Annotated in this window: 10 protein-coding genes, 2 tRNA genes and 2 rRNA genes; 5 read left to right on the top strand and 9 right to left on the bottom strand. The window is 50.2% G+C overall.

Annotated features, from left to right (window positions below):
* Positions 1–8: 8 nt before the first annotated feature.
* The gene (locus A31E_RS21060; protein WP_000450215.1) at positions 9–1,055 is read left to right on the top strand and encodes a type VI secretion system protein TssA; all 1,047 of its coding nucleotides are present in this window, start codon (positions 9–11) and stop codon (positions 1,053–1,055) included.
* Between the two features lie 148 nt (positions 1,056–1,203).
* Here the strand turns inward: A31E_RS21060 and A31E_RS21065 are convergent.
* Both A31E_RS21065 and dnaQ read right to left on the bottom strand, forming a co-directional pair.
* Positions 1,204–1,280: transfer RNA gene (locus A31E_RS21065), tRNA-Asp, on the bottom strand.
* Positions 1,281–1,412: 132 nt separating this feature from the next.
* Entirely contained in the window at positions 1,413–2,144 is a 732-nt protein-coding gene (gene dnaQ / locus A31E_RS21070; RefSeq protein WP_010379295.1) for a DNA polymerase III subunit epsilon, read from the bottom strand.
* 64 nt (positions 2,145–2,208) lie between these two features.
* On the opposite strand from dnaQ, the gene rnhA reads away from it, so the two are divergent.
* Positions 2,209–2,676, top strand: coding sequence for a ribonuclease HI (rnhA, locus tag A31E_RS21075; RefSeq protein ID WP_000917882.1), 468 nt, complete (start codon positions 2,209–2,211; stop codon positions 2,674–2,676).
* On the opposite strand, the gene A31E_RS21080 is transcribed toward rnhA, so the two are convergent.
* Positions 2,673–3,395, bottom strand: a complete 723-nt coding sequence (locus A31E_RS21080; RefSeq protein WP_001515751.1) for a class I SAM-dependent methyltransferase — start codon at positions 3,393–3,395, stop codon at positions 2,673–2,675. The genes rnhA and A31E_RS21080 overlap by 4 nt on opposite strands.
* Before the next feature lie 33 nt (positions 3,396–3,428).
* On the opposite strand from A31E_RS21080, the gene gloB reads away from it, so the two are divergent.
* Positions 3,429–4,184: a hydroxyacylglutathione hydrolase gene (gloB, locus tag A31E_RS21085; RefSeq protein WP_001515750.1), complete on the top strand. Its 756-nt coding sequence runs from the start codon at positions 3,429–3,431 to the stop codon at positions 4,182–4,184.
* A 71-nt stretch (positions 4,185–4,255) separates the two neighbouring features.
* Positions 4,256–5,614, top strand: coding sequence for a murein transglycosylase D (gene mltD / locus A31E_RS21090; RefSeq protein ID WP_000644687.1), 1,359 nt, complete (start codon positions 4,256–4,258; stop codon positions 5,612–5,614).
* Between the two features lie 47 nt (positions 5,615–5,661).
* On the opposite strand, the gene A31E_RS21095 is transcribed toward mltD, so the two are convergent.
* Together A31E_RS21095 and A31E_RS21100 are read right to left on the bottom strand one after the other, a co-directional pair.
* On the bottom strand, positions 5,662–6,432 hold the full coding sequence (locus A31E_RS21095) for a class I SAM-dependent methyltransferase (protein ID WP_000211694.1): 771 nt from the start codon (positions 6,430–6,432) through the stop codon (positions 5,662–5,664).
* 77 nt (positions 6,433–6,509) lie between these two features.
* Positions 6,510–7,310: an endonuclease/exonuclease/phosphatase family protein gene (locus A31E_RS21100; RefSeq protein WP_001230982.1), complete on the bottom strand. Its 801-nt coding sequence runs from the start codon at positions 7,308–7,310 to the stop codon at positions 6,510–6,512.
* Positions 7,311–7,551: 241 nt separating this feature from the next.
* Here A31E_RS21100 and yafC point away from each other — a divergent pair, with 241 nt between their 5' ends.
* A complete protein-coding gene (yafC, locus tag A31E_RS21105; RefSeq protein ID WP_000648552.1) occupies positions 7,552–8,466 on the top strand; it encodes a DNA-binding transcriptional regulator YafC in 915 nt (304 codons plus the stop codon).
* On the opposite strand, the gene dkgB is transcribed toward yafC, so the two are convergent.
* From dkgB to A31E_RS21125, 4 genes are all read right to left on the bottom strand, one after another.
* A complete protein-coding gene (gene dkgB / locus A31E_RS21110; RefSeq protein WP_016248312.1) occupies positions 8,463–9,266 on the bottom strand; it encodes a 2,5-didehydrogluconate reductase DkgB in 804 nt (267 codons plus the stop codon). The genes yafC and dkgB overlap by 4 nt on opposite strands.
* A gap of 162 nt (positions 9,267–9,428) precedes the next feature.
* Positions 9,429–9,505 (bottom strand) — tRNA-Asp (locus A31E_RS21115).
* 54 nt (positions 9,506–9,559) lie between these two features.
* A 5S ribosomal RNA gene (gene rrf, locus A31E_RS21120) occupies positions 9,560–9,675 on the bottom strand.
* A gap of 96 nt (positions 9,676–9,771) precedes the next feature.
* A 23S ribosomal RNA gene (locus tag A31E_RS21125) occupies positions 9,772–12,535 on the bottom strand; the annotation flags it as partial.

Below are 12,535 nucleotides of genomic sequence, written 5' to 3'. Positions count from 1 at the left end.
ATAATTTAATGGAAACATCTCTGGCTGACCCTGTTTCGGCTGAATGCCCATGTGGCCCGGATCTGGAGTACGATCCTGAATACCTGCTGCTGTTCACCCGCGCAACGCCACGTGAAGAAGCGCAATACGGCGATTTTGTCAGTACGCCGGAAACCATTAACTGGGCGGAGCTTGAGCGGGATGCCCGCCGCCTGCTGACGCGCAGTAAAGATATCCGTATTCTGGTTGTCCTGCTGCGCTGCCGGATCCAGCAGGCCGGTGCCAGAGGGCTGGCGGAGGCATTTACCTTACTGGAAATGCTGTGCGCCACGTACCCGGACACCATCCATCCACAACTGCTCGCGACTGAAGATATCACCGCCGAAGATGCTACAGTAGCACGCAGTAACGCGCTGTCGGCGCTGCTGGACCACGAAGGAGTAATGGCGGATATTCGTGGCATTATGCTGTCAAACAATGCTGCTATGCGCCTTCAGGTACGGGATGTGGAGCGTTCGCTGTCTGCATCACGCCCGACGGATGCGCTGGCACCAGAATCAGTACGCCAGCAACTGGCCGACCTGGAAGCTCAAGGCGCACTGCCGCTGGATGCCTTTCGCCAGGCCTCGGAGACCACAGAGCGCCTGCAATGTCATGCGCGTGCAACGCTGAATGATCATGCCCCGGACTTTTCGCGTCTTACACAATTGCTGGCCCTATTGCCAGGAGCGGTGCAGAGCACCACGCCGGAGATCCCGCCGCAACCGCAGGCTGAACAGCCGGAGAACGCCGCCATCGATCATACTGAACAGATACAGGCAGAGCACGTTGTGCCACCGGTACATACTGCGGTGGGAATATCTCCGCTGCCCGGCGCAGAACCCCGGCAGATCCGTGACCGGAACGACGCGCTGGAACGTTTACGAGTTATACGTCGATGGTTTGAGCACAGCGAACCGAGCAGCCCGACTATTCCCTTGCTGCGCCAGGCGGAACGGCTGATTGGAAAACGCTTCTCGGAGGTAATAAATGAAATTCCAGCAGAACTGCTGGAGAAATGGGATGCGCTGGAATAACAGAAATGGACGGAATGTATAACGGCTGGCCATTATATTATGTGGCCATTTTTTAAATCATATCCGTTTTAATTCTGGGGCAACAAATTCCCTCAGCGTCCAAAACGACGAAAGCCCGAATCATTACTGATTCGGGCTTTCTGAATACTGGCGGAACGGACGGGACTCGAACCCGCGACCCCCTGCGTGACAGGCAGGTATTCTAACCGACTGAACTACCGCTCCGCGTTGTGTTCCGTTGGGAACGAGGCGAATATTACGGACTGCCTCGTTCTTCGTCAACGGTTTTTCTCATCTTTTGAATCGTTTGCTGCAAAAATCGCCCAACGTGCTATTTTTAGCGCCTTCAACGGATAATTATGCCCGCCAGAGGCAGCTTCCGCCCTTCTTCTGCACCAGATCAAGACGGGCTTCATGCGCTGCAAGCTCTTCATCTGTCGCAAAAACAACGCGTAACTTACTTGCCTGGCGCACAATACGCTGAATTGTCGCTTCGCCTTGTTGCTGCTGTGTCTCTCCTTCCATCGCAAAAGCCATCGACGTTTGACCACCGGTCATCGCCAGATAAACTTCCGCCAGGATCTGAGCATCGAGTAATGCCCCGTGCAGCGTACGCTTACTGTTATCTATTTCATAGCGAGCGCATAACGCATCGAGGCTGTTGCGCTTGCCAGGAAACATTTTCCTCGCTACCGCAAGGCTATCGGTTACCTTACAGAAGGTATTGGTCTTTGGAATATCGCGCTTGAGCAGCGAAAACTCGTAGTCCATAAAGCCGATATCGAACGCTGCGTTATGGATCACCAGCTCCGCGCCGCGGATATAGTCCATAAACTCATCAGCTACGTCGGCAAACGTGGGCTTATCAAGCAAAAATTCATCGGCAATACCGTGTACGCCAAAGGCTTCCGGGTCTACCAGCCGATCGGGCTTCAGATAAACGTGGAAGTTATTGCCCGTCAGACGACGGTTCACCACTTCAACGGCACCAATCTCAATAATCTTGTGGCCTTCATAGTGCGCGCCAATCTGGTTCATACCGGTGGTTTCGGTATCGAGAACGATCTGGCGTGTAATTGCAGTGCTCATAGCGGTCATTTATGTCAGACTTGTCTTTTTACAGTTCGATTCAATTACAGGAAGTCTACCAGAGATGCTTAAACAGGTAGAAATTTTCACCGATGGTTCGTGTCTGGGTAATCCCGGGCCGGGTGGTTATGGCGCTATTTTACGCTATCGCGGACGCGAAAAAACCTTTAGCGCAGGCTACACCCGCACCACCAACAACCGTATGGAGTTGATGGCTGCTATTGTTGCGCTGGAAGCGTTAAAAGAACATTGCGAAGTCATTTTGAGTACCGACAGCCAGTATGTCCGCCAGGGGATCACCCAGTGGATCCATAACTGGAAAAAACGGGGCTGGAAAACCGCAGACAAAAAACCGGTAAAAAATGTCGATCTCTGGCAACGTCTCGATGCCGCGTTGGGTCAGCATCAAATCAAATGGGAATGGGTTAAAGGCCATGCCGGGCATCCGGAAAACGAACGTTGCGATGAACTGGCTCGCGCAGCAGCGATGAATCCCACGCTGGAAGATACGGGCTATCAAGCCGAAGTTTAAGCCTGCGGCTTACGAAATTGCCGGGTGGCACCAACCGCCTGGCGAATTCGCGGTTTGTTTTTGCTCTGTTTCATCGGGTTGAGCGTTAGAGGAATAGTCCGTTTCCGGGCAACAATAAGTTGTAAGCAACCAAGCGCAGGAATATGCGTGCTCAATAGTTTTCCACCATATTTGTTCCACGGGAGAACATGGAAACGGCTGGCATGCACTACTTCAAAATTCAACAAAGAAAGCCAGTCCAGTTGCCGCATCAGGGTAAACATCCGGCTATTATAGGGCGATGTTTTTCGCAATACCGGCACAAGTTTACGTAATCCCATTAAACTGATGGGATTGAAGCCAGTAATAACCAGCCAACCATCATCAATCAATACCCTATCGGCTTCGCGTAATAAACGATGCGGGTCAGTGCACCACGGCAACGTATGCGCCAGTAGACAAACATCGACGGATTTATCGGCAAAAGGAAGATGAAGCGGATCCGCCTGCACTTGTACGGGCGTTCCTTGTGCAGAAACATTCACTTGATGAGAAACCGCGCACGCTTCGCAATTGATTTCTGCGCTTAAATTGCCAATCTTAAGCAGATGAAAACCATACATTTTAGCGAACCATGGGTTGAGCTGACGCTCCAGCGCCTTGCGATAAAGCTCTCCCCAGGGCAAATCGCCCCAGCAATCAGGAGCCACGACAGTTTGAGGGTTCCTTGCCGGTTTCATCACAACCTTCCGTTTCGCACTGAGAGGTAATCTATGAATCTTAACAGTATTTCCGCCTTTGATGACAATTACATCTGGGTTTTATCTGATGAAGCAGGTCGTTGCCTGATTGTCGATCCGGGAGAGGCAGAACCTGTATTAAAGGCGATTTCAGATAACAACTGGCAACCAGTAGCGATTTTCCTCACTCACCATCACCACGATCACGTTGGCGGTGTAAAAGAACTGGTAGAAAAGTATCCGCAAATTGTGGTGTATGGACCCGAAGAGACACAAGATAAGGGAACAACGCAGGTAGTCAAAGATGGCGATACTGCCTTCGTTTTAGGGCATGAATTTAGTGTAATTGCTACACCAGGTCACACTTTAGGACATATCTGTTACTTCAGTAATCCTTATCTATTTTGCGGCGATACTTTGTTTTCTGGAGGATGCGGGAGGATATTTGAAGGTACTCCACCACAGATGTATCAATCACTTAAAAAACTAAGTGAACTTCCTGATGATACATTGGTGTGTTGTGCTCATGAATATACTTTATCAAATATGAAGTTTGCCTTGAGTATTCTTCCGCACGATTTGTCCATAAATGATTATTATCGTAAAGTTAAGGAGTTACGGGCAAAAAATCAAATAACACTCCCCGTAATTCTGAAAAATGAGCGACAAATTAATGTTTTTTTGAGAACAGAAGATATTGATTTAATTAATGTAATTAATAAAGAAACATTATTGCAACAACCTGAAGAGCGTTTTGCATGGTTAAGGTCAAAGAAAGATAGGTTCTGATAAAACTTTCTTGTCATTGGCTTCGTTCGCCGTTATGATCGGTCGTCTTTTAAGCAACTATTGACACACACATGAAGGCAAAAGCGATATTACTCGCCTCTGTCCTGCTCGTAGGTTGCCAGAGTACCGGTAACGTTCAACAGCACGCACAGAGCCTTTCTGCAGCTGGTCAAGGGGAAGCAGCAAAGTTTACAAGTCAGGCACGATGGATGGACGATGGGACGTCTATCGCGCCAGATGGTGACTTGTGGGCTTTCATAGGCGACGAGCTAAAGATGGGAATTCCGGAAAATGACCGGATTCGCGAACAGAAACAGAAATATTTACGCAATAAGAGCTATCTCCACGATGTAACTTTACGGGCAGAGCCGTATATGTACTGGATTGCCGGGCAAGTTAAAAAACGTAACATGCCTATGGAACTGGTACTACTACCCATAGTGGAGAGCGCTTTTGATCCTCACGCAACGTCTGGCGCCAATGCCGCAGGCATCTGGCAGATCATTCCGAGCACGGGGCGCAATTATGGTTTGAAACAGACCCGCAATTATGATGCGCGTCGCGATGTTGTTGCTTCAACAACGGCTGCGCTGAACATGATGCAGCGTCTGAACAAAATGTTTGACGGCGACTGGCTTCTGACCGTAGCGGCTTATAACAGCGGCGAAGGTCGAGTCATGAAGGCAATAAAAACGAACAAAGCGCGTGGTAAATCCACGGACTTCTGGTCGTTACCGTTGCCACAGGAAACGAAGCAGTACGTGCCTAAAATGCTGGCATTGAGTGATATTCTCAAGAACAGCAAGCGTTATGGCGTACGTCTACCGACGACCGATGAAAGCCGTGCTCTGGCGCGTGTACACCTGAGTAGCCCAGTTGAAATGGCGAAGGTTGCAGACATGGCGGGAATTTCTGTCAGCAAGCTGAAGACATTCAACGCTGGCGTAAAAGGTTCCACGCTGGGCGCAAGTGGTCCGCAATACGTGATGGTGCCAAAGAAACATGCAGATCAACTGCGTGAATCTCTGGCTTCAGGCGAAATTGCTGCCGTACAATCAACACTGGTTGCCGACAATACGCCACTTAACAGCCGTGTTTACACCGTACGCTCTGGCGACACGCTTTCAAGCATCGCTTCACGTCTCGGCGTAAGCACAAAGAATTTGCAGCAGTGGAACAATCTGCGCGGTTCTAAGCTGAAACCCGGCCAAAGTCTGACGATTGGCGCGGGTAATAGCGCACAGCGGCTGGCAAACAACAGCGATAGCATTACGTATCGTGTGCGCAAAGGCGATTCGCTTTCAAGCATTGCTAAGCGTCACGGCGTGAACATCAAAGATGTGATGCGCTGGAACAGCGACACTGCGAATCTGCAACCAGGCGATAAGCTGACGTTGTTTGTAAAAAACAACAACATGCCAGATTCCTGACAAACCAGATAACAGAAAGGCACCGATTCCCCCGGTGCCTTTTTTATTTATGCCGCTTTATGAGCTTCAATCATAATAGTATCACTGGTGAAAGAGCCATCATTCTGCAAGGCAAAATACGTTTTCACCTCTGTAGATGCGCTCTGTTGGTAAACACGAATAGCGTCTGCTAATACTTCTGGCGTGCGCATTCTCGCGACCCACGAAGAAAATTCCAGCGGCAATTTATCGGTGATCAAGTTATCAACAACCAGACTGGCTTCATTGACTAACGCCAACCATTCGCCACTGGAGTAGTTGCGCACGTGAGAAGTATCACGTAACGCTTCTACCGTCTGTAACCAAATATCGCGCACCGAATGACCCGGTGACATCACATCCATCACAATCAACAGACCACCGGGCTTCAGTACCCGATTTACTTCACGCAGTGCCGCACCGACATCATGCCAGTGATGGGCAGAATAACGACTGATAACAATATCAAAAGAGCGATCGGCAAATGGCAGGCATTCAGCATATCCCTTGCGAGTAGTGATATTTGTCAGTTGCCGTGCATTGGCCGCTTGTGTAACAACATCCAGCATTTGTGAAGATAAATCATACGCCACCACCGCCTGCACATTTTGCGCCGCGACAAAGCTGGCATGTCCTGCTCCACAGCCCATATCAAGCACGCAAGCTTCAGGATATCCGGCCAGACGCGCAGCCAGACGCTGCAAGTCTCGCCCGGATGCATGCACGGTACTGGTTAAATACTCACTGGCCTGCGAGCTAAACTGCTTTTCTACATGGTCATGGTGGGATTGTGTTGTCATTGCGCTGTCCTTTAGTTGTTTGAGTATTAAAGGGCAGCGCCAAACATTGGTCTGCCCTGTGGCAGACCTGACATACCTTATTTATCAGGCTTGCCGGGACCGAATTCAACGAGTAGCGGATTGTGATCGGAAGCACGCGTAACCAGTACGGAAGCTTCACTAACATTCAGCCCACGGTAGAAAACAAAGTCGAGCGGACGACCAAACGCCCGACGGCGTTGATCATCAGTAAAACGCACCTGACGCAGCGACATTTCCCGCGCAAAGCGGTATAAGGCATTCATCCTTCTACGGCTCCAGGCATTGAAATCTCCCGCCATAATGACCGGGCCGCTGTGGTGGGCTATCTGATCGCCAATAGGAAGTAACTGCTTACTATAGACATCCACGCCCAGGCTGAAGTTAACGGCGTGAATATTCACCACCATCAATAAACGCGTATCTGGCAATGGGTAGACCGTCACCAGCGCCGACTTTGCCAGACGCAAAATAGGTTCTCGTTCGCGTAACGGGCAGCAATAAACAGGATGCGCCGCCGAAAGCGTCATAACACCGGAAGGATGTTGTGGCAGTACGAAAGCAGGCACCTGATCAGCGGCGAGATAGTTAGCGGTCGCAAACTGCACTAACTCTGGTGTTGTTTGCGCTTCCTGCAATAACACCAGATGCGCATCTTTGCCGTAATTTTTCAGTACCGACAACCATTCAGCACGTTGCTGTTTGTAAATGTTCCACACCAGGATCCGAATACGCTCTTCGGTACTTAACGGCTCTCCGGGGGGTAATGCCTGGCCGATGCTCGCAAAAGACCCTGGCGGTAAGATCCTTTCCGCAGGTTGTCCGGCAACATAGCGCATGGCATAGGTGTTTTTTCGCACTTTTGACTTTGAAACCTCTATTACGTCAACCCTTCCGCACTCGGGAGGGTTCTACTGTTATAGGGATTTTAGCTCACTCTTTCAACGAGCAATTGTATATTGTTATGTAAGCAAGTGCTTACATCGGACAGAATTTGGCTCATCATTGATGATCATTAAATCGGATGACTTATCACCTGTCCGAATGGTTTAATAACAAATAAATTCAAAATCTCTTTTATATTTTGCAACAGGAGCAAAAATGAAAGCCACGTCGGAAGAACTCGCCATTTTTGTTTCGGTAGTCGAAAGCGGAAGTTTTAGCCGGGCGGCAGAACAATTAGGACAAGCGAACTCTGCGGTAAGCCGGGCGGTGAAAAAGCTGGAGATGAAACTTGGCGTTAGCCTGCTTAATCGCACCACGCGGCAACTTAGCCTGACGGAGGAAGGGGAACGTTATTTTCGGCGTGTGCAGTCGATTTTGCAGGAAATGGCCGCAGCAGAATCAGAAATCATGGAGACACGTAATACGCCACGCGGACTGTTACGAATCGATGCCGCGACCCCCGTGATATTGCACTTTCTGATGCCGTTGATTAAACCATTTCGTGAACGCTATCCGGAAGTTACTTTATCGCTAGTCTCCTCCGAAACCATTATTAATTTGATCGAAAGAAAAGTGGATGTTGCGATTCGCGCCGGCGCATTAACGGATTCCAGCCTCCGAGCCAGACCGTTGTTTAACAGCTATCGAAAAATTATCGCCTCCCCCGATTATATTGCCCGCCACGGGAAGCCAGAAACTATCGACGATTTAAAGCAGCATGTTTGCCTGGGATTCACTGAACCAGCCTCCCTCAATACCTGGCCGATAGCCTGTAGCGATGGGCAATTACATGAGGTGAAGTACGGTTTGTCATCCAATAGCGGGGAAACGTTGAAACAGCTTTGCCTGAGTGGCAACGGGATCGCGTGTTTATCTGACTATATGATCGACAAAGAAATTGCACGTGGTGAACTGGTAGAGTTAATGGCAGATAGAGTACTGCCAGTGGAAATGCCTTTCAGCGCCGTTTATTACAGCGACCGTGCAGTGAGCACCCGTATACGAGCCTTTATCGATTTCCTTAGTGAGCATATAAAAACAGCTCCCGGAGGAGCTGTCAGAGAAGTTTAATCCCATTCAGGAGCCAGATCTTCCGGACTTACGAGGCGGTCGTTGCAATCCAGCGTGGCGATCGCTTTTTTGTCTTCGGCATCAAGCTGTAAATTTACTGCCTGCAGGTTACTCTCCAGATTTTCGCATTTAGTAGAAGAAGGAATAACCGAGTAACCTTCCCCCATCGCCCATGCCAGAATCACTTGTGCCGGAGTCGCATTGTGTTTCGCGGCGATACGAGCAATAACCTCATCTTTCAATGCCTTCCCATAAGCCAGCGTCATGTAGGAGGTAATATGAATGTCGTGCTGTTTAGCCCAATCGACCACTTTATGGTTTTGCAGATAAGGAGAGAGCTCAATCTGGTTGGTGGCGATGTTTTCAGCGCCAACAGCAGTAATCGCTTTTTCCATCAACGGGATGGTGAAGTTGGAAATACCGATCTCACGCGTCAGCCCTTGTTTTTTCGCTTCCAGCAGCGCCTGCATAAACTCTTCTACTGATACCGCATCATTTGGTGACGGCCAATGGATCAGTGTCAGATCGACATAATCGGTACGTAATTTTTGCAGACTATCCTTCAAACTCGGGATCAGTTTGTCTTTGCTGAGATTTTCAATCCAGATTTTAGTGGTGATATAGAGTTCATTACGTGGTATGCCGCTTTCTGCAATCGCCTGACCTACAGCAGCTTCGTTATCATAGATTTGTGCGGTATCAATTGCGCGATAGCCAAGTTCCAGCGCGGTTTTTACTGATGCAATAACAACGTCATCCTTCAGACGGAAAGTACCTAAACCAAATGCAGGGATAGCCATAATATGCCTCTTTTAATGATATGTTCGTTAACTGAGATGATTATGGACTTCAGATTGTTGCGGAAAAAGAGCGTAAAATGCAGAGGATTTTTGCGATTCTGGCAATAATGAAATTGCAGACGAAAAAAAACCTCGAGCGTTAACTCGAGGCTTCTTAATAAGTGGCGGAACGGACGGGACTCGAACCCGCGACCCCCTGCGTGACAGGCAGGTATTCTAACCGACTGAACTACCGCTCCACCGAATTCTTTTACAACCACCAGTTTTATGACCGGCTTACTGCTAAATTTGATGCCTGGCAGTTCCCTACTCTCGCATGGGGAGACCCCACACTACCATCGGCGCTACGGCGTTTCACTTCTGAGTTCGGCATGGGGTCAGGTGGGACCACCGCGCTATCTCCGCCAGGCAAATTCTGTTTATTAACCCGCTTATCGCCGGTTAATCTAATCTGTATCAAGCTGATATTGATGTCTTTCTTCCGCCAAAACATCTTCGGCGTTGTAAGGTTAAGCCTCACGGTTCATTAGTACCGGTTAGCTCAACGCATCGCTGCGCTTACACACCCGGCCTATCAACGTCGTCGTCTTCAACGTTCCTTCAGGAGACTTAAAGTCTCAGGGAGAACTCATCTCGGGGCAAGTTTCGTGCTTAGATGCTTTCAGCACTTATCTCTTCCGCATTTAGCTACCGGGCAGTGCCATTGGCATGACAACCCGAACACCAGTGATGCGTCCACTCCGGTCCTCTCGTACTAGGAGCAGCCCCCCTCAGTTCTCCAGCGCCCACGGCAGATAGGGACCGAACTGTCTCACGACGTTCTAAACCCAGCTCGCGTACCACTTTAAATGGCGAACAGCCATACCCTTGGGACCTACTTCAGCCCCAGGATGTGATGAGCCGACATCGAGGTGCCAAACACCGCCGTCGATATGAACTCTTGGGCGGTATCAGCCTGTTATCCCCGGAGTACCTTTTATCCGTTGAGCGATGGCCCTTCCATTCAGAACCACCGGATCACTATGACCTGCTTTCGCACCTGCTCGCGCCGTCACGCTCGCAGTCAAGCTGGCTTATGCCATTGCACTAACCTCCTGATGTCCGACCAGGATTAGCCAACCTTCGTGCTCCTCCGTTACTCTTTAGGAGGAGACCGCCCCAGTCAAACTACCCACCAGACACTGTCCGCAACCCGGATCACGGGTCCACGTTAGAACATCAAACATTAAAGGGTGGTATTTCAAGGTCGGCTCCATGCAGACTGGCGTCCACACTTCAAAGCCTCCCACCTATCCTACACATCAAGGCTCAATGTTCAGTGTCAAGCTATAGTAAAGGTTCACGGGGTCTTTCCGTCTTGCCGCGGGTACACTGCATCTTCACAGCGAGTTCAATTTCACTGAGTCTCGGGTGGAGACAGCCTGGCCATCATTACGCCATTCGTGCAGGTCGGAACTTACCCGACAAGGAATTTCGCTACCTTAGGACCGTTATAGTTACGGCCGCCGTTTACCGGGGCTTCGATCAAGAGCTTCGCCTTGCGGCTGACCCCATCAATTAACCTTCCGGCACCGGGCAGGCGTCACACCGTATACGTCCACTTTCGTGTTTGCACAGTGCTGTGTTTTTAATAAACAGTTGCAGCCAGCTGGTATCTTCGACTGATTTCAGCTCCACGAGCAAGTCGCTTCACCTACCATCAGCGTGCCTTCTCCCGAAGTTACGGCACCATTTTGCCTAGTTCCTTCACCCGAGTTCTCTCAAGCGCCTTGGTATTCTCTACCTGACCACCTGTGTCGGTTTGGGGTACGATTTGATGTTACCTGATGCTTAGAGGCTTTTCCTGGAAGCAGGGCATTTGTTGCTTCAGCACCGTAGTGCCTCGTCATCACGCCTCAGCCTTGATTCTCCGGATTTGCCTGGAAAATCAGCCTACACGCTTAAACCGGGACAACCGTCGCCCGGCCAACATAGCCTTCTCCGTCCCCCCTTCGCAGTAACACCAAGTACAGGAATATTAACCTGTTTCCCATCGACTACGCCTTTCGGCCTCGCCTTAGGGGTCGACTCACCCTGCCCCGATTAACGTTGGACAGGAACCCTTGGTCTTCCGGCGAGCGGGCTTTTCACCCGCTTTATCGTTACTTATGTCAGCATTCGCACTTCTGATACCTCCAGCAAGCCTCACAGGCCACCTTCAACGGCTTACAGAACGCTCCCCTACCCAACAACACATAGTGTCGCTGCCGCAGCTTCGGTGCATGGTTTAGCCCCGTTACATCTTCCGCGCAGGCCGACTCGACCAGTGAGCTATTACGCTTTCTTTAAATGATGGCTGCTTCTAAGCCAACATCCTGGCTGTCTGGGCCTTCCCACATCGTTTCCCACTTAACCATGACTTTGGGACCTTAGCTGGCGGTCTGGGTTGTTTCCCTCTTCACGACGGACGTTAGCACCCGCCGTGTGTCTCCCGTGATAACATTCTCCGGTATTCGCAGTTTGCATCGGGTTGGTAAGTCGGGATGACCCCCTTGCCGAAACAGTGCTCTACCCCCGGAGATGAATTCACGAGGCGCTACCTAAATAGCTTTCGGGGAGAACCAGCTATCTCCCGGTTTGATTGGCCTTTCACCCCCAGCCACAAGTCATCCGCTAATTTTTCAACATTAGTCGGTTCGGTCCTCCAGTTAGTGTTACCCAACCTTCAACCTGCCCATGGCTAGATCACCGGGTTTCGGGTCTATACCCTGCAACTTAACGCCCAGTTAAGACTCGGTTTCCCTTCGGCTCCCCTATTCGGTTAACCTTGCTACAGAATATAAGTCGCTGACCCATTATACAAAAGGTACGCAGTCACCCCATAAAGAGGCTCCCACTGCTTGTACGTACACGGTTTCAGGTTCTTTTTCACTCCCCTCGCCGGGGTTCTTTTCGCCTTTCCCTCACGGTACTGGTTCACTATCGGTCAGTCAGGAGTATTTAGCCTTGGAGGATGGTCCCCCCATATTCAGACAGGATACCACGTGTCCCGCCCTACTCATCGAGCTCACAGCATGTGCATTTTTGTGTACGGGGCTGTCACCCTGTATCGCACGCCTTTCCAGACGCTTCCACTAACACACATACTGATTCAGGCTCTGGGCTCCTCCCCGTTCGCTCGCCGCTACTGGGGGAATCTCGGTTGATTTCTTTTCCTCGGGGTACTTAGATGTTTCAGTTCCCCCGGTTCGCCTCATTAACCTATGGATTCAGTTAATGATAGTGTGACG

This window comes from Escherichia sp. KTE159 (assembly GCF_000408805.1).
Taxonomy (GTDB): Bacteria; Pseudomonadota; Gammaproteobacteria; order Enterobacterales; family Enterobacteriaceae; genus Escherichia; species Escherichia marmotae.
Note: the sequence above shows the minus strand (reverse complement) of the source record. Positions and strands in the feature narration are given on the sequence as shown.